This window comes from Stenotrophomonas maltophilia R551-3 (assembly GCF_000020665.1).
GTDB classification, from domain to species: Bacteria; Pseudomonadota; Gammaproteobacteria; order Xanthomonadales; family Xanthomonadaceae; genus Stenotrophomonas; species Stenotrophomonas maltophilia_L.
The window spans coordinates 2,265,006-2,286,514 of sequence record NC_011071.1 but is presented as its reverse complement, the minus strand read 5'-3'; the positions used below and the strand labels follow the sequence as shown (position 1 = coordinate 2,286,514).

Annotated in this window: 18 protein-coding genes; 7 read left to right on the top strand and 11 right to left on the bottom strand. The window is 65.2% G+C overall.

Annotated features, from left to right (window positions below):
• Positions 1 to 67 precede the first annotated feature (67 nt).
• Together SMAL_RS10410 and SMAL_RS10405 are read left to right on the top strand one after the other, a co-directional pair.
• Positions 68 to 982: a LysR family transcriptional regulator gene (locus SMAL_RS10410; protein WP_012511100.1), complete on the top strand. Its 915-nt coding sequence runs from the start codon at positions 68 to 70 to the stop codon at positions 980 to 982.
• Complete coding sequence (locus SMAL_RS10405; RefSeq protein WP_012511099.1) at positions 982 to 1,851, top strand: methylenetetrahydrofolate reductase; 870 nt, start codon at positions 982 to 984, stop codon at positions 1,849 to 1,851. The genes SMAL_RS10410 and SMAL_RS10405 overlap by 1 nt, the downstream gene beginning before the upstream one ends.
• A 31-nt stretch (positions 1,852 to 1,882) precedes the next feature.
• Here the strand turns inward: SMAL_RS10405 and SMAL_RS10400 are convergent, their stop codons facing one another.
• The gene (locus SMAL_RS10400) at positions 1,883 to 2,161 is read right to left on the bottom strand and encodes a hypothetical protein (RefSeq protein ID WP_012511098.1); all 279 of its coding nucleotides are present in this window, start codon (positions 2,159 to 2,161) and stop codon (positions 1,883 to 1,885) included.
• 189 nt (positions 2,162 to 2,350) lie between these two features.
• Here SMAL_RS10400 and SMAL_RS10395 point away from each other — a divergent pair, with 189 nt between their 5' ends.
• Together SMAL_RS10395 and SMAL_RS10390 are read left to right on the top strand one after the other, a co-directional pair.
• Positions 2,351 to 3,187, top strand: a complete 837-nt coding sequence (locus tag SMAL_RS10395; RefSeq protein ID WP_012511097.1) for a S1 family peptidase — start codon at positions 2,351 to 2,353, stop codon at positions 3,185 to 3,187.
• Positions 3,188 to 3,283: 96 nt separating this feature from the next.
• Complete coding sequence (locus tag SMAL_RS10390) at positions 3,284 to 3,805, top strand: DUF6622 family protein (protein ID WP_012511096.1); 522 nt, start codon at positions 3,284 to 3,286, stop codon at positions 3,803 to 3,805.
• Between the two features lie 138 nt (positions 3,806 to 3,943).
• Here the strand turns inward: SMAL_RS10390 and SMAL_RS10385 are convergent, their stop codons facing one another.
• From SMAL_RS10385 to ptsP, 5 genes are all read right to left on the bottom strand, one after another.
• Positions 3,944 to 4,543 carry a fasciclin domain-containing protein gene (locus SMAL_RS10385; protein WP_198283157.1) on the bottom strand — a complete coding sequence of 200 codons (600 nt, stop codon included), beginning with the start codon at positions 4,541 to 4,543 and terminating at the stop codon, positions 3,944 to 3,946.
• A gap of 96 nt (positions 4,544 to 4,639) precedes the next feature.
• Positions 4,640 to 5,893, bottom strand: a complete 1,254-nt coding sequence (locus SMAL_RS10380; RefSeq protein WP_012511095.1) for a carbohydrate porin — start codon at positions 5,891 to 5,893, stop codon at positions 4,640 to 4,642.
• Positions 5,894 to 5,907: 14 nt separating this feature from the next.
• The gene (locus SMAL_RS10375; RefSeq protein ID WP_012511094.1) at positions 5,908 to 7,614 is read right to left on the bottom strand and encodes a PTS fructose transporter subunit IIC; all 1,707 of its coding nucleotides are present in this window, start codon (positions 7,612 to 7,614) and stop codon (positions 5,908 to 5,910) included.
• Positions 7,615 to 7,700: 86 nt separating this feature from the next.
• Complete coding sequence (pfkB, locus tag SMAL_RS10370) at positions 7,701 to 8,657, bottom strand: 1-phosphofructokinase (protein WP_012511093.1); 957 nt, start codon at positions 8,655 to 8,657, stop codon at positions 7,701 to 7,703.
• Positions 8,654 to 11,164, bottom strand: a complete 2,511-nt coding sequence (gene ptsP, locus SMAL_RS10365; protein WP_012511092.1) for a phosphoenolpyruvate--protein phosphotransferase — start codon at positions 11,162 to 11,164, stop codon at positions 8,654 to 8,656. The genes pfkB and ptsP overlap by 4 nt, the downstream gene beginning before the upstream one ends.
• Positions 11,165 to 11,322: 158 nt before the next feature.
• Between ptsP and SMAL_RS10360 the strand changes: the two genes are divergently transcribed.
• The 3 genes from SMAL_RS10360 (at position 11,323) to SMAL_RS10355 (ending at position 14,325) form a co-directional block, all read left to right on the top strand.
• Positions 11,323 to 12,336 (top strand): LacI family DNA-binding transcriptional regulator, encoded by a 1,014-nt coding sequence (locus SMAL_RS10360; protein ID WP_012511091.1) that lies wholly within the window; start codon positions 11,323 to 11,325, stop codon positions 12,334 to 12,336.
• A complete protein-coding gene (locus SMAL_RS21105) occupies positions 12,273 to 12,776 on the top strand; it encodes a Rap1a/Tai family immunity protein (protein WP_332250437.1) in 504 nt (167 codons plus the stop codon). Before SMAL_RS10360 ends, SMAL_RS21105 begins: the two co-directional genes overlap by 64 nt.
• A gap of 256 nt (positions 12,777 to 13,032) precedes the next feature.
• Positions 13,033 to 14,325 carry an NADH-quinone oxidoreductase subunit D gene (locus SMAL_RS10355; RefSeq protein ID WP_087943711.1) on the top strand — a complete coding sequence of 431 codons (1,293 nt, stop codon included), beginning with the start codon at positions 13,033 to 13,035 and terminating at the stop codon, positions 14,323 to 14,325.
• Between the two features lie 9 nt (positions 14,326 to 14,334).
• Here the strand turns inward: SMAL_RS10355 and SMAL_RS10350 are convergent, their stop codons facing one another.
• The 5 genes from SMAL_RS10350 to SMAL_RS10330 all read right to left on the bottom strand — a co-directional run bounded on the left by SMAL_RS10350 (position 14,335) and on the right by SMAL_RS10330 (position 21,364).
• Positions 14,335 to 14,991, bottom strand: coding sequence for a TetR family transcriptional regulator (locus SMAL_RS10350; RefSeq protein WP_012511088.1), 657 nt, complete (start codon positions 14,989 to 14,991; stop codon positions 14,335 to 14,337).
• A 56-nt stretch (positions 14,992 to 15,047) separates the two neighbouring features.
• Positions 15,048 to 15,623, bottom strand: a complete 576-nt coding sequence (locus tag SMAL_RS10345; protein WP_232274021.1) for a TetR/AcrR family transcriptional regulator — start codon at positions 15,621 to 15,623, stop codon at positions 15,048 to 15,050.
• A 76-nt stretch (positions 15,624 to 15,699) separates the two neighbouring features.
• On the bottom strand, positions 15,700 to 17,112 hold the full coding sequence (locus SMAL_RS10340; protein ID WP_232274020.1) for a TolC family protein: 1,413 nt from the start codon (positions 17,110 to 17,112) through the stop codon (positions 15,700 to 15,702).
• Positions 17,113 to 17,231: 119 nt separating this feature from the next.
• Entirely contained in the window at positions 17,232 to 20,279 is a 3,048-nt protein-coding gene (locus tag SMAL_RS10335; protein WP_012511085.1) for an efflux RND transporter permease subunit, read from the bottom strand.
• Positions 20,276 to 21,364 carry an efflux RND transporter periplasmic adaptor subunit gene (locus tag SMAL_RS10330; RefSeq protein ID WP_229298123.1) on the bottom strand — a complete coding sequence of 363 codons (1,089 nt, stop codon included), beginning with the start codon at positions 21,362 to 21,364 and terminating at the stop codon, positions 20,276 to 20,278. Before SMAL_RS10330 ends, SMAL_RS10335 begins: the two co-directional genes overlap by 4 nt.
• Positions 21,365 to 21,509: the final 145 nt, after the last annotated feature.

The following is a 21,509-nucleotide window of genomic DNA, read 5'->3' as shown; positions in this document are numbered from 1 at the left end:
CCTAGTCATGCCCTTCCATGACGTAAAATGGTATTACTTCACCAATCCATGAGCGGTATTCATCGTCATGTTGGAACGGATCCACCTCAGCATCGTGCAGCAGGTCGAGCAACAGGGCTCGCTGACTGCTGCCGCCGGCGTGCTCAACCTGACCCAGTCAGCCCTCAGCCACAGCATGAAGAAGCTGGAGCAGCAGCTCGGCACCGATGTCTGGCTGCGCGAAGGCCGCAGCCTGCGCTTGACCCAGGCCGGGCAGTACCTGCTGGCGGTGGCCAACCGCGTGCTGCCGCAGCTGGACCTGGCCGAGGAGCGCCTGGGCCAGTTCGCCCAGGGCGAGCGAGGCGCGCTGCGCATCGGCATGGAATGCCATCCCTGTTACCAGTGGTTGCTGAAGATCGTCTCGCCGTACCTGGCCGCGTGGCCGGACGTGGATGTGGACGTCAAGCAGAAGTTCCAGTTCGGCGGCATCGGTGCACTGTTCGGCTACGAGATCGACCTGCTGGTCACGCCGGACCCGCTGCTGAAGCCGGGCCTGAAGTTCGTGCCCGTGTTCGACTACGAGCAGGTGCTGGTGGTGGCCAGGAATCACGCCCTGGCCAAGGTGGATCACGTAAAGCCGCGCCAGCTCGGCCAGGAAGTGCTGATCAGCTACCCGGTACCGTTCGAGCGCCTGGATATCTACAACCAGTTCCTGCTGCCGGCGGGCATTACGCCGCGGCGCCACAAGACCATCGAAACCACCGACATCATGATGCAGATGGTGGCCAGCGGTCGCGGCGTGGCCGCCATGCCGCGTTGGCTGGTGGAGGAATATGCCGCACGCATGGACGTGGTGCCGGTGCGCCTGGGTGCGAAAGGCATTCCCAAGCAGATCTACCTGGGCGCGCGCGAGGCCGATATCGGTATCGACTACCTGCAGGCCTTCGTCGAACTGGCGCGTAACAGCACGCCGGTTGCCGGCAATGCAGGCGGAGCCCGTTGATGCCCGCACCCGGATCGCAGCGGGCGGAAGCCTTCATCAACACGTTTTCGCTGGAAGTGAGCGCCAAGGCCATGCCGGCACTGCGCGCGGAAGCGGGCCGCATCGCTCCCGGGACGACGATCTCGATTCCCTACCTGGCGAATGAGGACGACGATGCCCGGCTGGCGGCCGCTCGCACGGTGCGCGAGCTCGGCTTCGAGCCGATGCCGCATCTCTCTGCCCGCCGTATCGGGTCGCGTGCAGCGCTTGAGCGGTTCCTGGAACGTGCCGCCAGCGAAGCCGGGGTAGCGAAGTGCCTGCTTATCGCGGGTGATCTTTCCACGCCCGCAGGCCCATATGCCGACAGTACTTCGATCATCGAGACCGGCCTTCTTGAACGTTGCGGCATCAAGGTTGTTGCCATGGGCGGGCATCCGGAAGGGCATCCGGTGATGAACACCGAGGACCGTTGGCGCGTGCTGGAGCGTAAGTGCCAGGTCATCGAGGCGCGCGGCATGGCACCGCTGATCATCACCCAGTTCGGCTTCGATGCCGATATCGTGCTGGCCTGGCTGGATGCACTGCGGGCCCGTGGCATCACGGTGCCAGTGCTGGTGGGCGTGCCGGGGCCGGCCAGCATTGCGCGGTTGGCCCGCTACGCCGCGATGTGCGGCGTGGGTGCCAGTGCATCGATGCTGGCGCGGTATGGCATCTCGATCGGTCGGCTGCTGGGAACGGCGGGGCCGGAGGTGTTTGTGGATCGGTTGGTGAGTGGGCTGACGGCCGGGCACGGCCAGATCAGCCCGCACTTCTTCCCGTTCGGCGGCATTGCCCCGTCACTGGACTGGATCGAGCGGTACCGGCGGCGAACGTCGGCCGCCAGCGTTTGATGCTCTATCGATGATCGCGTGGCCGGGCCCTTCAGCCCGGCAGTTCGCACTTCATCTTGCCATCTACGTAGTACGGCTTGGGTACGTTCGGGTTCTCGCTGGTCTTCTCGAAGACCACCTCGAACGAAGCCGCATCGGGCGAGCCCTTGCGGTCGGTGCACGCGTCCTGCAGCTTCTTCTTGACCGCAGCGATGCCCGCATCGCGATTGGCACCGTCGGCGCTGTTGGTCAGGTTCACGGTTTCGGCCGAGGCCAGTGGGCTCAGTGCAAGCAGGCAGCCGGTCAACATCAGGGTGTGCAGCTTGGTCATGGTCATACCTCATGGGTTTCCAATGAGGCCCCAGCATAGAGGCAGGCTGTTAACGGCCCGTGGCCGCCCCGGTTTCGGTGCCGGATCTGCGGCATTCGTCGTCGGACAGGGGAGGTTGATCGGACGTTTTCCCTTGGCTGGATGCGTTCGGCTAGGCTGCAGCGACTGACCGCAAGGATGAAGGCCCCCATGATCCGCTGGCTGTTTCTGGCGCTTGCCGCGCTGCCGCTCGCTGCTGGAGCCGTGGTCATCCGCCACGATGTGGACGATGCCCGCTACCGGATCAATGGATCCGAGTTTCCGGCCCTGGCTGACATGCCGGGCGAAGGGCAGGGCGTTCTGATCGCGCCGCAGTGGGTGCTGACAGCAGCGCATGCCGCACCGATGGAAGGGATGGGGCAGGCCATCGCCATCAACGGCAAGGATTACGGCGTGGAGCGTGTGGTCGTGCATCCCGGCTACAGGAGAATGCCCGACGCACTGGGTAAGGAGGCGCTGGCGACGGGGAGCCCTGCGAAGATCCATGCTTTCCTGGCCGGGTCGGATGACATTGCACTGATCCGGCTCGCAGCGCCCGTGAACGACGTGCAGCCCGTGGCGCTGTATCGCGGCAGCGCCGAGATCACGCAGATCGCCGCCTTGATCGGGAAGGGCGCCACTGGCAATGGTGCGATGGGACTGGTGCCGGGCGGACCGCATCGCACCACGCTGCGGCGAGCATACAACGCCATTACCGGAGGCAATGATCGCTATCTCTGGTATCGGTTCGATGCCCCGCCACAGGGCCTGCCGCTTGAAGGCGTGCTCGGTAACGGCGACAGCGGCGGCCCGCTACTGATCAAGGATCACGGCGTTTGGCAGCTGGTGGGGCTGGGCTCCTGGATCACCGCCGTTCCCGAGCATGCCCTTGAGGCCGGCTTCTACGGGCAGGTGGTGCACAACGTTCGGGTATCGCGCTATGTGGGTTGGATCGAGAGCGTCCTGAATGCGCCCGATTACCGCCGCTCCGTAACACTCGAAGACTGACAGCTGTCACTGGCCGCGGGCCGCGTGATTGCCAATAGTGAGCGCCATGGCGAGGACACCTCGCTACCACTCATCACAAGGGGACCGCTCGTGAACATGCTCCAGCAGATCGTCTCGCAGACACCCGCCTGGGTCTGGCTTCTCCTGGCGTTCCTGGTCACGCGCGGCATTGCCGCGATGAAGCCGGGCGAAACGTCACTGCAGAAACTGGCCGTCGTGCCTGTGCTGTTCACCGTCTGGGGCGCCTGGTCGATCAGCCATCGCTACGGAGTGTCCTGGAGCGCCTGGGGCGAGTGGCTGGCCGGCATCGGCACCGGCACGGCACTGGGGTGGCTGCTGCTGGGCCACGTGAAGCTGACCCTGGATGGCGCCACCGGAAAGCTCTGGCGCAACGCGGACTACAGCGTGTTGCCCCTGCTGCTGGTCACGTTCCTGGTGAAGTACGGTTTCGAAGTCGCATTCGCGGTGTCGCCGCCATTGATCGCCAATGCCGGCGCCAGTGCGGCCTACCTGCTGCTGTCAGGGGACTTCACCGGCCTCTTCATTGGCAAGTACTGCCGCTATCTGGCCTCGTTGCGACTGGACGCGGCGGCGAAAGGGTGGAAAGCGGCAACCTGAACCTCATTTACGCGTGACGCGTCACGCTAATGCTGGCTTCAGTGGCACGGGCAGGAAGGTGCGCTGCCACTGGCGGGGCCCCCAGCTCAGCGTGCTGGTAGCGGGCATCGTTCCGGATGCCCGCTGCCCAAAGCCGCATCATTTCGGCATCAGTACAGTGTCGATCACGTGGATCACGCCATTGGACTGGCCTACATCAGCAATGCTGATGCCCGCTTTGCCTCCCTTGGCATCGATAACCCACAGCTTGCCTTCGTGGAGAGAGATCGTAAGTGGTTCGCCCTGCACGGTCTTCAGCGTCGCCTTCCCGCCATGCTTCCTGGCGTCTGCAACGAGCTGCGCGGAAGTGTAGGTGCCTGGCACCACGTGGTAGGTAAGAATCTTGGTCAGTTGTGCCTTGTTTTCCGGTTTAACCAAGGTGTCGACAGTCCCGGCAGGCAGCTTGTCAAAGGCTGCATTGGTAGGGGCGAAGACGGTGAAGGGACCCGCCCCGTTGAGGGTGTCGACCAGGCCCGCCGCCTTGACTGCGGCGACCAAGGTCGTGTGGTCCTTGGAGTTGATGGCGTTCTCGACGATGGTCTTGGTCGGATACATCGCTGCGCCACCAACCATGACGGTGTTGGCGGCGAAGCTGGAAGAAGCTGCTGAAACAAGGACGGCGAGGCTGACTGCGGCGGAAATTCGCTGGAGAGCGTTCACGGTGCGACCCTCGGATTGGCGCCCGCAATGCGCGGGCATCCTCATTACGGCCCGGGGCGCGGATTGGATGCAGCGGATTCTGCTCCAATCGTTTCGCGCCACGCAGTTCGGCAGGAAGGCCGCCATTGGCTTTGCTTACAGGCTCCAATCAACCCGCATGCCGGCGATCAACGCATTCGGCAGGTCGCGCTGGCGGGCGGGTTCGTTGAACTGGTCCGGATGCACGATGTAGTGCAGGTTCGGTGCGATCCGGAGCTGCGGGGTGAGCTGGATGCCATAGCTCAGTTCCATCATCACCTGGCTCCCGTGCGGCGTGCCGCTACCGCCTGCCGCGGCACGGGCAAGGCGCAGGTCCTCCAAGGCGATGCTGCTGTACTTCTGCTGGGTCACAACGAACGCGATGCTGTCCTGCGGCCGGCCGGCGAACGTGCCTTTCTGCACCACGCCCGCCTGCAGAAAATGATCCTCGATCAGCTGGCCGGAGGTGCCCTTGAGCGCCGCACCGAACAGGGTCAGGCCGCGCCCGGCACCATCCCCGGTGAGTTGCTGCTCGAAGCGGGCGAACACCCCGGAGCGACCACGGCGGTTCGCGTAGTCCTGGCCACTAAGCAGCGCCGGGGTGCCGTTGGCATCGCGCAGCGGATCCAGATAGGTCGAGTTGTCCTGCCAGCCACCGAGTTCGTAGCGGGCTTTCAGTCGTGCCGAAGCAGGGCTGCGCCAGCCGAGCGTGTAGGGCACGATCCAGCCGGTGGCCTGGTGGGTACTCCATTTCAGGCCATGCTGGCCGTCCTCCGCCTGGCTGGGATCGACCTGGTAGGCGCCGACGCGCACATAGACATCGGGCGTCACCCAGGCCGTGGCATCGGCCATCCAGCTCGATACCGGCCACCAGGTGAAATTGCTGGTGCGGAATACGTAGGTCGGGTTGCCGCAGGCCGAGTTGCCCTGGAAGTACTGGCACAACTCCGAACCGAGGTGATGGATGTTGGCGACGCTGCGCCCGGCTTCCAGCACCAATCGGTCGTTCAGTAGTTTCTGTTCGAGCGTCAGGTTGGCCAGGCGCGTGCCCTGGCCGCCGTAGATTTCCTGCACCGACGTGCTATTGCCTGTACTGCTGTTGGCAAGATTGGTGCCATGGCGGTTGATGCCGTAGGCCTTGATCGTTGCGCCCCGCCAGCCAAACGCGGCGTCCAGATCCACGTGGGCGCCGAACATCAGCTGGCCGGCATACGCCGTGCCGCTGCGCTTGCCGCCGTCGAGCGTGGCGGCCGCTTCGCCGGTGTACGCCAGCTTGGGGGTGAAGACGTCGCTCGCGTCGGCGGCTGCGGCCACGGTAGGCAGGGCCAGCAGGATCGCTACCGGCAACAGGCGGCGGGAAGAACAGGTCATGGGCGAGGTTCCTTTTACAGGGTGGGAGCCGTGACCGGCTTCTTGAGGACGCGTAGCGCGACCGCGGTGACGGCCACGCCGGCCACCAGCGCCAGCAGGTAGATGCCAAGGTGGGTGACCGCATTCGGGATTGGCAGCACGAACACCCCGCCGTGCGGCACCTTCAGCTCGACGCCTGCGGCCATCGAGATCGCACCAGCCACGGCAGAGCCGAGGATCAGCGCTGGAATGGTGCGCAGCGGATCGCGCGCGGCGTAAGGGATCGCACCCTCGGTCACGAAGCTGAGGCCGAGCACGCCCGCGGCACCGGCCGTGCCGCGCTCCTCGGCAGTGAAGCGGTTGCTGAACAACCACGTTGCCAGCGCAATGCCCAGCGGCGGCGTCATGCCGCCGATCATCGTCGCAGCCATCGGCGTGTAGACCTGGCTGGAAATCAGTGCGGTGGAGAATGCATAGGAGGCCTTGTTGACCGGCCCGCCCATATCCACCGCCATCATTCCGCCCAGCAGCAGGCCGAGCAGGATCGCGCTGCTGCCCTGCATGCCGCGCAACCAGTCGGTCAGCCAGGCCAGCAGTCCGGCAACCGGCGTACCGATCACGTACATCATCAACAGGCCAACCAGCAGCGTGCCCAGCACCGGCAGGATCAATACCGGCTTGAGGCCTTCCAGGCTACGCGGCAGGCGCAGCGCACGGTTGATCCAGTGCACGCCGTAGCCGGCGATGAAGCCAGCCAGGATACCGCCGATGAAGCCCGCATCCATGTTGACTGCCACCAGTCCGCCGATCATGCCCGGCGCGATACCCGGGCGATCGGCGATGGAGTAGGCGATGTAACCGGCCAGTGCCGGCACCATCAGCATGAAGCCGGACTTGGCGCCGATCTGGAACAGCGACCAGGCCAGCGTGCCCTTGTGTGCATCGTCGAAGGCATAGATGCCGCCGAGCGCGAACGCCAGTGCGATCAGCAGGCCACCGGCAGTGACGAACGGCAGCATGAACGACACGCCGGTCATCAGGTGCTTGTAGGGGCCGGTGACCTTGGTCTTTTCGGTCGCACGGCCTGAAGATGCCGTGCCGGTTTGCACGCCGGCCTCGGCCAGTGCCTTGCGGATCAGATTCTGGCCATCGTTGATCGCCGGCTTGGTGCCGCTCTTGAACAGGCGTTTGCCAGCGAAGCGCGAAAGATCGACTTCGCGGTCGGCGGCGATCAATACCAGGTCGGCGACAGCGATTTCTTCGTCACTCAACGCGTCCTGCGCGCCAACCGAGCCCTGGGTTTCCACCCGGATCGCGTGGCCCAATGCCTTGGCGGCCTGCTGCAACCCTTCGGCTGCCATGAAGGTGTGGGCGATGCCGGTCGGGCAGGAGGTGACGGCGACGATGCGCTTGCCGGCGTCCGCGGTGGAAGCGGTTGCTGATGTCGCTGCGAGCAGCGCCAGCGCGGCAAGCGGGTCGTCCAGCACTTCACCGAGGCTGGCGCGCACGACCTGGGCATTGCCGAAGCGCGCGGCATCCGCCTCACCGTCCCCCACCAGCAGCAGCTGCGTTGCGGCGGCGGCGTGCGTGGCGGGCAGTGCACCGGTCACGCCCTGGTCGCTGCGGATTTCGATCGCCAGTTCGAGCCCTTGCTGGCGGGCGGCGCGGCGCAGCGCTTCGGCGGCAAGAACCGCCTCGATGCTGCGTTCGCCAGCGGCGATGACTACGGTGGAAGCTTGCATGGGAACTCCTGGAATTCTTCGGGTTCGTCCTTGCAGGAGGGGTCAGGGGTGGCCTGAGGCCAGCCGCAGCTCCCTCCGCAGGGGTTTCAGTCCAACCGCTCGATCAGTACATCGCCGGTCCACGCGCGCACCTGTGCCGGATCCAGCCGTCGCGCGTCGCCGCTTTCCAGCCGGCTCATCGAGAACGCCGTCGCCAGTCGTGCGCAGGCAGCCAGATCGAGGGAGGGCTCCAGCAATGCGGCGGCGATGCCGGCGACCATGGCATCGCCTGCACCGACCGTGCTGCCGCGTGCCAGTCGCGGCGGTCGCGCGATCAGGGCGCCGCTGCGATCAATGAACAACGCGCCGTCAGTGCCCATCGAGATCGCCACAAGCGCAACTCCGCGTTCGACCAAGGCCTGGCCCGCGGCCCGCAGGGCGCTGCGATCCGGCAGCGGCGTTCCGGTCCAGGCTTCCAGTTCGTGGCGGTTGGGCTTTACCGCGTAGGGCAGTGCGCCGTGTGCGCCGCTCAACGCGGCGGCGAGCGCGTCGCCACTGGTGTCCAGCAGTACGCGCGCGCCGGCGGCGCCAGCCTGCGCCTGCAGTCGCGCCCATGCATCGTCTGGCAGCCCGTCCGGCAGGCTGCCGGACAGCACCACCGGCAGGTCTGGCTGGAGCAGGGCGTCGAGTCGGCGCGATACCGCGTCCAGATCGGCATCACGCAGTGACAGGCCGGGCAGGTTGATGTCGGTGGTCTCGCCGTTGGCCTCTTCGACCAGCTTGATGTTGGTGCGGGTGCGGCCCGCAATGCGCAGGCAAGCGTCTGCGATGCCGCGCTCGGCGAACAACGCGCTGAACACGCCGTCGTTGCCATTGCCGAGCACGCCCATCGCGGTGGTCGGCACGCCCCAATCGGCCAGGCAGGCGGCCACGTTGATGCCCTTGCCGCCAGCGTCGTCGCGGGAGCTGCGGGCACGATGCACATGGCCCGGTCGCAGGTGCGCCAGCCGCACGGTTTGGTCGATCGCTGGATTCAGGGTAATGGTGACGGCGCGGGCGCTCATGCGCGCGCTCCATCGAGAGCGCGCACCTGCTCGGCGGTTTCGCAGTCCAGCGCGGTGTTGGCCAGTGCTTGCAGATCGGTCAGCGCGTTGCCACGCAGGCGCGCCTTCACTGCCGGAATGTCGTTCGGGGTCATCGACAGTTCGTCCACGCCCAGGCCGGCCAGCAGCATTGCGCCGAAGGGATCGCCCGCCAGGCCACCGCAGACACCAACCCAGCGTCCATGCAGGCGTGCGCCTTCCACAGTGGCGCGGATCGCGCGCAGCACGGCCGGGTGCAGGCTGTCGGCCTCGGCCGCGAGTTCCGGGTTCTGGCGGTCGATCGCCAGCACGTACTGGGTCAGGTCGTTGGTGCCGATCGAGAAGAAGTCGGCATGGCGCGCCAGTACATCGCTCTGGGCCGCGGCGGCAGGGACTTCAATCATGATCCCGATCGGCACTTCGGGTGCCTCAAGCTCGGCGCGCAACCGTTCGCAGATGGCGCGCAGTGCGATCAACTCCGGCACCGAGGTGATCATCGGAAACATGATGGACAGGCGTGCGCCGTCCTTCGCCGCGCGATACAGCGCACGCAGCTGCGGTTCCAGCAGGTCGGGGCGGCGCAACAGCAGGCGCGCGCCACGCACGCCGAGGAACGGATTTTCCTCGCGCGGCAACTCCAGGTGCGCGACCTGCTTGTCGCCACCGATATCGAGCGCACGCACGATCAGCGGGCGGTCGTCGAGTGCCTTGGCCATCGCCACGTACGTGGCGTACTGCTCATCTTCGCTGGGCGTGCTTCCGCGCTCAAGGAACAGGAATTCGGTGCGCATCAGGCCGACGCCCTCCGCGCCTTGCTCCAGTGCCAGCGGCACTTGTTCGGGAAGGTTGACGTTGGCGCCGATGTCGATGCGGTGGCCGTCAGGGGTCTGTGCCGGCTGCGCGCGTTGCGCCGCTTCACGCTCGCGGATCTGCTGCTGTTCGGCGATCCACGCACGGGCCGAGGCGAGATCCGCCTCGGACGGAGACAGATAGAGGCGCCCGCTGTTGCCATCGATGATCGCCTCGCGGCCCGGGCTGATCGCCAGCAGCTCCGCGCCCGCGGCGACCAGCGCCGGCAGGCCCAACGTGCGCGAGAGAATCGCGGTGTGCGAGGTCGGCCCGCCCAGTGCGGTGGCAAGGCCGAGCACGCTACCGGTATCGAGGTTGGCCGTGTCGGACGGCGACAGGTCGGCGGCGAGCAGGATGCAGGGTTGTGCAGGCAGGTCGGCAAGGCCGCCTCCCGCCGCGGACGGATCAAGCTGTGCCAGTACGCGCCGGCCCACGTCACGCAGGTCGGCGGCGCGCCCGGCCAGCACCGGGTTGCCCAGGGCAGCCAGCCCGGAGGCGATCTGCTCGATGGCCTGGTGCCAGGACCACGCAACGCCATGGCCTTCGACCATCAGCTGGCAGGTGCGGGTAATCAGATCGGTGTCGTCGAGCAGCGCAGCCTGCGCCTTGAAGATTGCCGCATCCGAGGCGCCGAGCCGGCGCTGGGTGTCATCCTGCAGTGCAGCCAGCTGCTGGCGGGTGCGGCTGAGCGCGTCCTGCAGGCGTGCGCCGCCTTCGCCGAGCGGGGTGGGGCGGTCAGCAACGTCGGTGTGCGTGCTGGCCAGTACATGCACCGGGCCGATTGCCAGCCCAGGGCTCGCGCCGATGCCGACGATCGCCGCCTGTGCGTCGGGCGGATTCCAGCCCGCAACCGGCGCAGCCTTGCGCTGCGCCGCGCGCTCGGCATCGGCCCTTTCCTGTGCCACCAGCCCGTCCATGACCTTGCGCAGCGTGGCCAGCAGGGCTGGAGCATCGGCGCCCTCGGCAGAAACGCTGACCGCGTCGCCATGGCGCAACCCGAGTTGCAGCAGCGCCACCAGGCTCTTGCCATCCGCAGCCTGATCGCCCGCACGGATCTGTGCGCGGGCCGCGAAGCCGCGCGCTGTTTCGGCCCAGCGCGTGGCTGGGCGCGCGTGCAGCCCGTTGGGGTAGGCGATGGTCCAGTCGAAACGCTCGGCCAGGTCAGTCACCGGCGCATTGGGGGCCGTGGTCGCAACATCGCCGGCCAGCGCGTTGATGATCTCGCTCGCATCGGCCGTGGTGAACAGGCGCTGCAGCGTTGCCTCATCCTGGATCAGTCGAGTCAGCCGGCGCAGCAGGGTGATGTGGGTATCGGACTGCGCGGCAATGCCGACCACCAGCCGGGTGACCTGGCCCGGATTCCACTCCACGCCTTCCGGAAACTGCAGCACGGCAATGCCATCGCGGCGCACCAGGTGGCGGTCCTCGCCCAGCCCGTGCGGAATGGCCACGCCATGGCCGAGGAAGGTGTTCGCCAACGCCTCGCGACGCCCCATGCTGGCCTCGTAACCCGGCGCAACGCAGCCGGCAGCGACCAGCATCTGCGCCACCTGGGCGATGGCGTCGGCCTTGTCGAGCGCCCGCGCATCCAGGCGGATCAGTTCCCGGCTGACGGGGGCTGGGGAGGTCAAGGGCTGCAAGGCGGGCTCCGGGAGGGGGGGGTGCTGTGGCGTATTGGGAACGTTCCCAGTTCCTATTTCAATGTGCACTGCACAAAAAACCAATAGTCCTTTGGCGTTAGCATTGCCCTGAACGGCCATCCGGCCTCGAACAGCGGCAGTTTCCGGGAACGGTTCCAATGAGCATCAGCATCAACGACGTCGCGCGCGTGGCGGGGGTCTCCAAGTCCACGGTCTCGCGCGTGCTCGGCGGCGGCCCGGTCAGCGAGGCCGTGCGTGGCCGGGTGGAGGCGGCGATCCGCCAGACCGGCTATCACCCCAACCTGCAGGCACGACGCCTGCGGGCCCGGCACACCGGCATCATCGGGCTGATCGTGGCGGACATCCGCAACCCGTTCTTCACTGCACTGATTCGCGCGGTGGAGGAGGTTGCCTATCGTGAAGGCCTGCGCGTCACCCTCTGCAACACCGACGAGGACCCCGAGCGTGAGGCGCTGTATCTGCAGTTGATGCACGAGGAACGCATCAGTGGACTGATCTTTGCGCCCACCCGCACCACGGTGGGGCGCCTGGAGCGGCTCGCACTGGGCTATCCGACGGTACTGGTGGACCGCGCCGCACCCGGCGGGTCGATCGACAGCGTGGTGCTCGACAATCCGGCCGCGATGGCGGGGCTGGTCGAGCATCTGATCGCGCGTGGCTGTCGCCGCATCGGCGGCCTGTTTGGCAGCACCAGCACCACGGCGGCCGAACGTCGTGACGGCTACCTGGCTGCAATGCGCACGCACGGGCTGGAGCCGGATTATCGCGAGGTTGAACCCACGGCTGAAGCGGCCATTGCAACAGTCGAACAGTGGCTGGCTGGCCCATCGCGGCCGGAGGCGCTGGTCGCCAGCAACAGCCTGCTGCTCATGGGGGCATTGAAGGCCGCCCGCAGCGCGGGGCTGGAGATTCCGGATGCGCTGGCGCTGGCGGGTTTCGACAACGAACGCTGGACCGAGCTGGTCGAACCGGGCATCACCGTGATCGAACAGCCGGTCGAAGAGATGGGGCGCGCAGCGATGTCGCTGTTGCTGGAACGACTGCGCACGCCGGAGTTGCCGGTGCGCCGGTTGGTGATGACGGGTCGATGCGTGGTGAGGGGATCAACTGCATGGAATCCAGAAGGACGACAACCAAGGTCCAAGGCATGAGAGGACATCAAGGCCGACAGGCGGGTCGTCGCATGAGCCGGCTGCTTACGCTTGGAGCCTGCTTCCTGGCCGGATCCTTGCTTGCGGAGACATCACCACCGAAGCGCACCTGGCTTGTAAGCGGCGCAGAGCTGATCACGCTACTGCAGGGAAAAGGGGCTGACGGATTCTGTGCCGGCGAACAGTGCCGGAATCTGTCCAGCGCCCGTGCCAGTGCCTACATCCAGGGTGCTGCCGATGCCAGTCGTGGCCAGTGGTGTGGCCAAGGCCAGATCCTTCCACATGAACTGGTCGATCGTGTCGCCTCCCATCTCCAGCAACTGCCCCAGGACCGCTTGCAACAGAATGCTTCTTCGCTGGTTGTGGAAGGCCTGCGAACAGCATTTCCTTGCGAGCGCCGGGCATCGCGCGGTGGCATTGGACAGTCCAGGAGAAACTGACCCAACCTCATTGAAGTGATCTGCCACGCTTGGTCCCCGCCGCAACCGGGGTTGGCAGCACGTGCCGCCGTCGAGAAAATCCGCGCGTTGACCGCAGACTGCTTCGGCTCGGGAACAATCCCAGCGCCCCACGTTCCAGACCAGGTAGTCCATAGCCTGCCTTCCACGTCGAAGTAGCATCGACGCTTGGAGCATTAAGCACTTCCGCTGAATGCGTTCGGTCTACGGAAGCTATTGGATGAACACTGAAAGGACGATGGCGGGCGGTCCCGCCCCCATGCGCGATGGTCGCCGGGATACCGAGATCCGGAACTACGTGATGAACCTCGGCCCCCAGCATCCCGCGGCCCACGGGGTCCTGCGCCTTGTGCTTGAGATGGATGGCGAGACAGTCGTGCGCGCGGATCCGCATGTGGGCCTGCTGCACCGGGGCACTGAGAAGCTGGCGGAGTCCAAGCCCTTCAACCAGTCCATCGGCTACATGGATCGGCTGGACTACGTATCCATGATGTGCAATGAACATGCCTACGTACGCGCGATCGAAACCCTTCTGGGAATCGAAGCGCCGATCCGGGCACAGTACATCCGCACGATGTTCGATGAGATCACCCGGATCCTCAATCACCTCATGAACATCGGAACAGGCGCGCTGGACCTGGGCGCCATGGCCGTGATGCTCTATGCGTTCCGGGAACGCGAAGAGCTGATGGACTGCTACGAGGCGGTATCCGGTGCTCGAATGCATGCCACCTACTATCGCCCAGGCGGCGTGTACCGTGAGCTGCCTGAGCAGATGCCGAAGTACAAGGAGTCGCGCTGGAAGACGGGGAAGCAGCTGCGGCGGTTGAATGCCGCGAGGGAGGGGTCGCTGCTCGATTTCATCGAGAATTTTACCCGCGAGTTCCCGAACCGGATTGACGAGTACGAAACCCTGCTCACCGACAACAGAATCTGGAAGCAACGCACGGTGGGCATTGGCGTTGTGAGCCCGCAGCAGGCCATGGAGTGGGGCATGACCGGGGTGATGCTGAGAGGCTCGGGCGTGGCATGGGATCTGAGGAAGAAGCGCCCCTACGCGAAGTACGATGCTGTCGACTTCGACATTCCGGTCGGCACCGCCGGTGACTGCTATGACCGCTACCTGTGCCGGGTCGCGGAGATGCGACAGTCCAACCGCATCATCAGGCAATGTGTCGACTGGCTTCGCGCCAACCCCGGCCCGGTGATGCTCCACAACTTCAAGGTGGCGCCGCCGTCCCGGCAGGAGATGAAGTCCGACATGGAAGCGCTGATCCATCACTTCAAGCTCTTCAGTGAGGGCTACCAGGTGCCGGCAGGTGAAACCTACGCAGCGGTCGAGGCGCCCAAGGGCGAGTTCGGTTGCTACCTGATCTCCGATGGCGCCAACAAGCCATTCCGGGTGCACCTGCGTGCCCCCGGCTTCGCCCATCTCTCCTCACTGGATGAAATCGTCAGGGGCCACATGCTGGCGGATGTCGTCGCCATGATTGGCACCTATGACATTGTGTTCGGCGAAGTGGATCGATGAGGAACCGGCTCAGCCCGCACATGGGGTGAACCACGTTCCGGCAGTCGCGAAGGGAACAGCCATGTGCAGCCTGAGCAGGTCTTCCACGGTGCGTGCCGCGCCCATCTCCAGGTCGAGGATGCCGGGCTCCAGGATTGATCCCAGCAGAACACCGACCGCGATCGCATGAAGGCTGCGCGCCGCAGTGGCTGTATCAACGCCCTCACGGAGCTGGCCCAGTGCTCCTGCACGCTGGTATATAAGCTCCAGCATGCGGACCTCCGGCATCGCGCACGCTGCAAGCACGTCGCCTAGGCCGCCGAGCTCACGTGATGCGCCAGAGCGCAGCAGAAGCTCAACTGTCCGGCGAACGCGTGGGGTACGACGCGTGTGATCAAAGACTCTGACCAGGTCCGCAAACAGAAGCTTGAACGGGTCATTACACTGCCGGATGGCGGCCTCCCGCAGTCCTTCGGGTGCATCTGGCCGCCCTCGCGCGGAAAGTTCACCCAGCAGGTTCTGACGGGACCCGAAGTGCCAGTAGATCGCGCCGCGCGAATGGCCGCACTCGGTGGCGATCAGCTCCAGCGTGGCGCCCGCGGGCCCATGGCGCAGCAGGCACACCAGTGCGGCATCGAGGATCCTCTCACGCGTGGCGTGTGCATCCTCCCTGGTTCTTCTAGCCATGGCACGGTTGCATCCTTGCTGTTCGATGAGCGCGCGGCCGCGCGTCCTGATCGTCCTTAGACAAAGCGATGGGACGGGCCATGGCCACAGCGCTGCACCGGGATTTGCGGCGCTTGAATGTCGATCTTCGGTTCATTGGTGGGGGCAGGGCAGGACAGTGAGCCAAGCCACAGACCATCGGCGGCGAGACGCGCAGACTTCAGCGCGGGATCGTCCGCCTCGGACAGATCGGTGGCGAGCTTCTTCTTCATCCACTCGATCCACTGCGACGCGGATACCTGGGTCAGGTCCAGGCGAATGATCAGGGCCGAGAGCATTGCAACGTCGTGCCGCCTGCAGCCCTCGACCACCGATTCCACGTAGGCGTGGGTGAATGCGCCGGGGCGGAGCCCGTTGGCACGCATTCTCCGTTCCACGTCATGATTGAAGTTCTGCAGCCAGCACGAGAAAGTGGCGTCGATGAGATCCTGCTTGCAGTAGAAATGATGGAACATCGCGCCACGGCTGACGCCCGAGCATTCAAGAATCTCACTGACGGTCACCGACGACCGACCATTGCGGACGATAAGCGCTGCCGTTTCGCGGATGAGTATGCCGGGCACACGTACGGACGAACTGTGGGTAGCGTTCAAGAGAGTTTTCCTCATGTAGCGGGCGACGAACGATCCGCCAGGTCGGTACGGCCTGGCGGGTTGCCGTTCGAGGCAGTCAGTGATGCGCCGCGGATGCTTCGCTTTCGGCGCTCTTCCGGGAAGCGTTGGGCCTGCCGATTTCAATCTCCGGGTCCCCCTTCTCGGGCTGCCATGCCCCCAGTGCCAGCTGCACCTGCACGTGGGCCATCAGCAGCCCGGCCTGTGCCGCCGCAAGCTCTCTGCGCGCCTTCTCGTGCAGCGCCTGCTGCTGCAGGCCGGCATCCTTCGGTTCGATTCCAGCGTCCACGCGGGAAGAGGCATAGGCCGAAGATCTGCTGCTGAGTGCCTCGGCATTTACCGCCTGCTGCATCCTGACCTGGGAGCTCGTCCACGCATGCAGGGAGTCCTCACTCTCCTTCAGCGCAGTCAGCACGGTCTGCTCGAACGCATGCCAGTTCTGATCGCTGCCGGCGCGCGCCGCTTCCTCCCTGGCCTTCTTCCGGCCAAAGCTCAGCCACTCCCACTGAAGCTCCGGGCCGGCCGAGAAGCGCTTTGCGCTGGAATCGCCCAGCGAACCGAACGGTGCAAGGATGCCGCCGAAGACATTCAGTGTGAGGCGCGGAAGGTGCGCGCGCTCGGCGAGTACGACGTTGCCAAGGCTTGCCCGCAGTCGTGCATCGGCCTTGGCGACGTCAGGCCGCCGCGCCAGGAGGTCGGTCGGCTGCGCAAGCGATGCAAGACCCGGCGGGGCCGGCAGTGGAGTCGGGGCCAGCAACGCCTCCCAGGTGTCGTCCCGCGCGGTCGGCGAGCGGCCCGCAAGAACCGCCAATGCGGCCCTGTCCGCCTGCAGCCGGGTAACGGTTGCCGCCTCCTGCGCTACCAGCTCGGCATGTTCGGATTCGACCGCAAGTGCCTCCCTGCGATCGACCAGCCCGGCCGCATACCGGGCCTTCACTCGCGCAACGCGGGCCTCGCTGAGGCCAACCTCCCGATCAAGAGAGGACAGGCTGATCTGGTCCATCCTGAGCAGGAAGTAGTTCTTCGCAACCTCGGCCTGGAGCACTGCGGCCGCTGACCTCGCGTCAGCCGCCGCGGCATCGGCCTTGCGATCGGCCATGGCTGCGGCGGTGCCTATGCGCCCAAACAGGTCCAGTTCCCAGGAGAACATCTGTCCAGCGGACAGCAGCCTCTGGGAAGGGGGCCGGGGAAGATCCTGGCGATAGGGATCCGCTTCGATCTGGGCGGACTGCATGGCTTCGGCCTTGACCTGCAGCGCACCGCTCGGCAGATAGTCCTTGCGCGCCGCGCCTGCCAGTGCGCGCGCTTCCACCACGGCGGCAAGGGCAGACTTCAGGTCATGATTCCCGCGCATGGCCAGGGTGACCAGCGCATCCAGGTTGGGGTCGGAGAAGTCCTTCCACCATTGCCTGTTGGGCGTCCCGGGCAGGACATCCGCATCCAGCGCCGCCGGCGTGGGTGCCTGGCCCACATGATGCCGGGCTGCGGCGTCAGGGATCCCGGTCCTGGGGGCCACAGAGGCGCAGCCAGAAGACAGAGCCACAAGCATAGCAATCGACAGGCAGGCAACTCGATTTCCAATAGACATCATCATGCCTCCTCGGTCGGGTGAATGCGGTAGAGCGCGGCATACAGCGCTGGAATGAGACCCAGCGTGATCAGCGTTCCAAGGGCGAGGCCGCCGATCATCACGATCGACATGCTGGTCCACATGGAGCCGCCAAACAGCAGCAGCGGGACAAGGCCTAGAATGCAGACCATCTTGGTCATGACGATGGGCCGCAAGCGCTTTGCCGCAGCCTCTTCAATGGCCTGGAGAGGAGGCAAGCCATCGCGCTGGCCTTCGTCGATCGCATCGATGAGCAGAATCGCGTTGTTGACGATGATGCCGGCAAGTGCGAGCAGCCCAAGTGTTCCGATGAAGGTCAGGCTGGTACCACTCAGTTTGAGTGCCAAGGTCGCGCCGATGACCACGAACGGAATGCTCGCCAGGACGATCAAGCTCTTGCGGATGCTCTCGAACTGCCATACGAACAACAGGAACATGGCAGCAAGGCAGAGCGGGAGCAGCTTCTCGATGCCCTCGTTGGCACTCTTGCTTTCTTCGATCTCGCCACCGAGCTCAACCCGCACGCCCTGCTTGCGGAATTCGGAAAGAAGTGGCTCGACCTTGTCCGCGATCCCCTGGGCCGTCAGCTCGGAACTCTTTGCAAGCACGCTGACTGCCCGCGCCTGATTCACTCGCTGGATTGAAGACAGCTGCGGCGCCAACCGAAGCTTGGCCACCTGACCCAGGGGCACGCTTCCGCTGCCGTCCGCCTTCTGGATCGGGAGTGCCTCAAGCTGCACGATATCCGTGCGCAGTGCCGCCTCTCCGCGGAGGATGACCGGGAGAACGGTGTCGCCCTCACGATAACGGGAGATCGTTGCGCCGGTCAGCAGCATGTCCATGCTCTTCGCGATGTCCGCGCTGCTGATGCCTGCGGCCTGGGCCTTGGGCTGATCGACGTCCACATCAAGCTGGACAACCTGGCGTTCGGCATCGCTGGATACATCCACCATCCCCGGCGTGTCCTGCAGCGTGCGCAGCAGCTTCTCGGCGGCAATCCGATGTGCGCCGTCGCTGCTGGAGATGCGGAACGTCGCAACGCCGGCATCCGAAGATCCCATCGAGAACCGCTTGGGCTCCACCCGCACATCCGGGAAGTGTGTTGCCATCACAGAACGCAGCCGCTCAATGGCCGCTTCATGCTTGACGCCCTTCGCAAGGGACAGTACGGCATACGCGCGGTGTCCTGCGGGAGTAGGGGGATTCAGTGCCAGAATGAAGCGTGGGCCACCATCGCCCATGTACAGGGCATGGCTGGAGATCTCCGGAACGAGCTTCTCGTCGGCCAGTACCTTGCTGATCTGTTGAGCAACAGCCATCGTATTGGCCGGGCTGGAATCCGGCGACAGCTCGATGGCCATCTGCAGCTGATGGCGCTCGGACGGCGGCATCAGCTCGTTGGGGACGGTGGTGAACAGCCAGCCGGAGGTTGCCAGCAGCGCAACCATTACACCGATGTAGATGGCCTTGTGCCCGAGGATCCAGCGGACCTTGCCACGGTACCAGCCCGTCAGCCGCTCGACCGCGCGTGCGGTGCGGCTGAGTTCGGCATGGTGATGGGCAAAGTGCTTGCACAGCAGCGGAATCAGGGTAACGCCGATGACCAGTGACAACAGCAGGGCGATGGCCATCACGATGCCGAGACTGCGCAGATACTCACCGGTTTCCGTGCTGGAGATGGCCAGCGGCATGAACGCGAGGATGATCGCCAGCGAAGAAACCAGAAGCGGCACGAACATCGTGCTGCCTGCGTGAGCGGCAGCCTGGTCCGGCGTCTCACCCAGCGAAAGCCGCCGCTCCATGTCTTCGGCAACCACGATCGCGTTGTCAACGAACAAGCCCAGGGCAATGATGATTGCACCCACCGAGATCATGTGCAGATCGATGTTCAGGATCTTCATGATTGCCATTGTTCCCAGCACCGTGGTCGGTACGATGGCGCTGACGATCAGGCCGGTCCTCATTCCAAGGAACAGGACGACGACCGCCATGACGATGGCCAGGGTTTCCAGGAAAACCTTGGCAACGCGCAGCAGCTGGGTGGAAACAACCTCGGCCTGATCCGTGATCTGGACAAGCTGCATGCCGGCCGGCAGCGTTTCCGAAAGCCGTTCAACATCGCCTCGCAGCAGATCGGCGAAGCTCACCACGTTGAGTCCCGGTGCCATGGAGACCGCTATCACCACGGCCGGCGTGCCATTGACGAATGCACCGGTCATCGGCGGGTCCTGGGTCACCCGTTCCACTCGCGCAAGGGCGCCCAGGGGCACCGAGCCACCCCTCGGCAGCGGAATTGGCGTGCTCTTCAGCTGGGAGGGGTTGTCGGCGTCACCGCTCACGTTGAGCGCGATCTCCGAACCTCCGATCTCGACGTAACCTGCCGGCGCAATGACATTGCGCCTGGAAACCGCGTCGGCAATCACATTGGGGTTGAGCCCACGCGCAGCCAGGGAAGGCACGTCCAGGATGATCTGGACCTGCTCGTCCCTCACGCCGTGCAGCGAGACACGCTCCACCCCGGGCAGCCGGAACAGCTCATCGCGCAGGCGGCGTGCCGCTGCCCGAAGCTCGCCTGCGTTATAGCCATCGCCGGTCAGGCCCATGGTCATCACCGCAACCCGACCGAATTCGTCGTCCACGACCGGGCCAATCGTTCCCTCGGGAAGCTGGCTCTGGATGTCCCCCATGCGCGAGCGCAAACGCTGCCACACGATGGGGATCTTTTCCGATTCCACGGTGGGATAGAGATCAACGTAGGTGAACGCAAAGCCTGGACGAACAGTCGTCCGGATGCGCTTGACCTCCGGCATGCCACGAATGCTCTCCTCGATCGGGCGAGCGACCAGCTGCTCGACCCGGTCCACGCCGGCGCCCGGCATGAAGCTGAGTACCGTCGCCGTGCGAATGGTGATGGGGGGCTCTTCAGTGGACGGGAAGTCCAGCGCCAGAATGAGGCCGGTGAGGACGATCGCAACGATCGCCAGCAGGGTCAGGCGGGGACGCGCCAATGAGAATGACGAGAGGCTCATTGTTCTGATCCCATCTTCATGTCGACAGGCTTGATCTGCGTGCCCGGGCGGATGGCCTTGGCACCCGCAACCACGACGCGCTGACCGGCGGAAATCTGCCCGCTCACCTCGATCCAGTCACCGTGATACTGACCCAGATCTACCTCCGCCAGCTCGGTCGTCTTGCCATCCTTTGCCAGTCGAAGCACCTGGCCCTTGCCGCCAACGGCAGACGGCAGAACAGCCCGAAATGGCACTTGAAGCCTGGCTGGGCCTGTTTCCGTTCCTGTGATCCGGACCGACCAGGTCGAACCCACGGTCGCCGCCTCGGGCACTGCGATGTATGCGGTACGCACGCCGCCTGCATCAACGCGGCCGTCGACACGGAGCACCTTGCTCGCCACGGTGTCCGAGCCGCTGATCAGATTGACCACCTGCCCAACAGCCAGGGGAGCAGTGCCCGGAATCGCGACAGACAGCTCGCGACCCGCACCATCGACCTGGATGGCAACAGCGCCGGGGCCCACGGACTGTCCAACTTCAACGTTTCGGGCAGCCACGACTCCGTCAAACGTTGCCTTCAGCGTGGCTTCGCCTTGTGACCAGCCGGCGAGCTCGTGCTGCGCGCGGGCATTGCGGACAGCCGCATTGGCAGCCGCCAGTTCGGCCTTCGCGGCGGTCATCTCCGCCGGGCTTAGCGCATCAGCCTTCTGCGCAACATCCAGTCGCTCGACGCGTCGCTGGACCTCGTCCAGTGCGGCCTGCGCGCGTGCGACGTCGCCGGCAGCGGACGCCTCCTGCGCGGCAAAGGGGACCGGATCCAGTCGAGCAAGCACCTGTCCCTTGCGTACAACGTCACCCGGTTCAACAAGTACCGCGGAGACCTTTCCGGAGACCGGGAAGGACAGCTGTCCTCGCTGCGTGGCACGCACGGTGCCGATGTAAGCGCGCTGATCGCCAGCAGCCTGTCGAACGGAGGCGACATACGCGGTGCGGGCTTCTGCCGTCCCGCTCTCTGGTGTATCGGAACATCCCGTCATCGCGGACAGGGCAATGGCCAGCGCGCTGAGACGAGGCACCAATGACCAGGTCATATGGGTTTTCACGTTCGATTCCTTGTATGGGTGGTCAGTTCCACAGACCAGCGCGGTGTAGTCAGGTCTGCAGGCGGCGTAAATTTAGGGGGACACCTGGACCACGAACAGGACAGTTATGGACACGCAGGGGCTCAAACAGGTCAACTGGGACAGA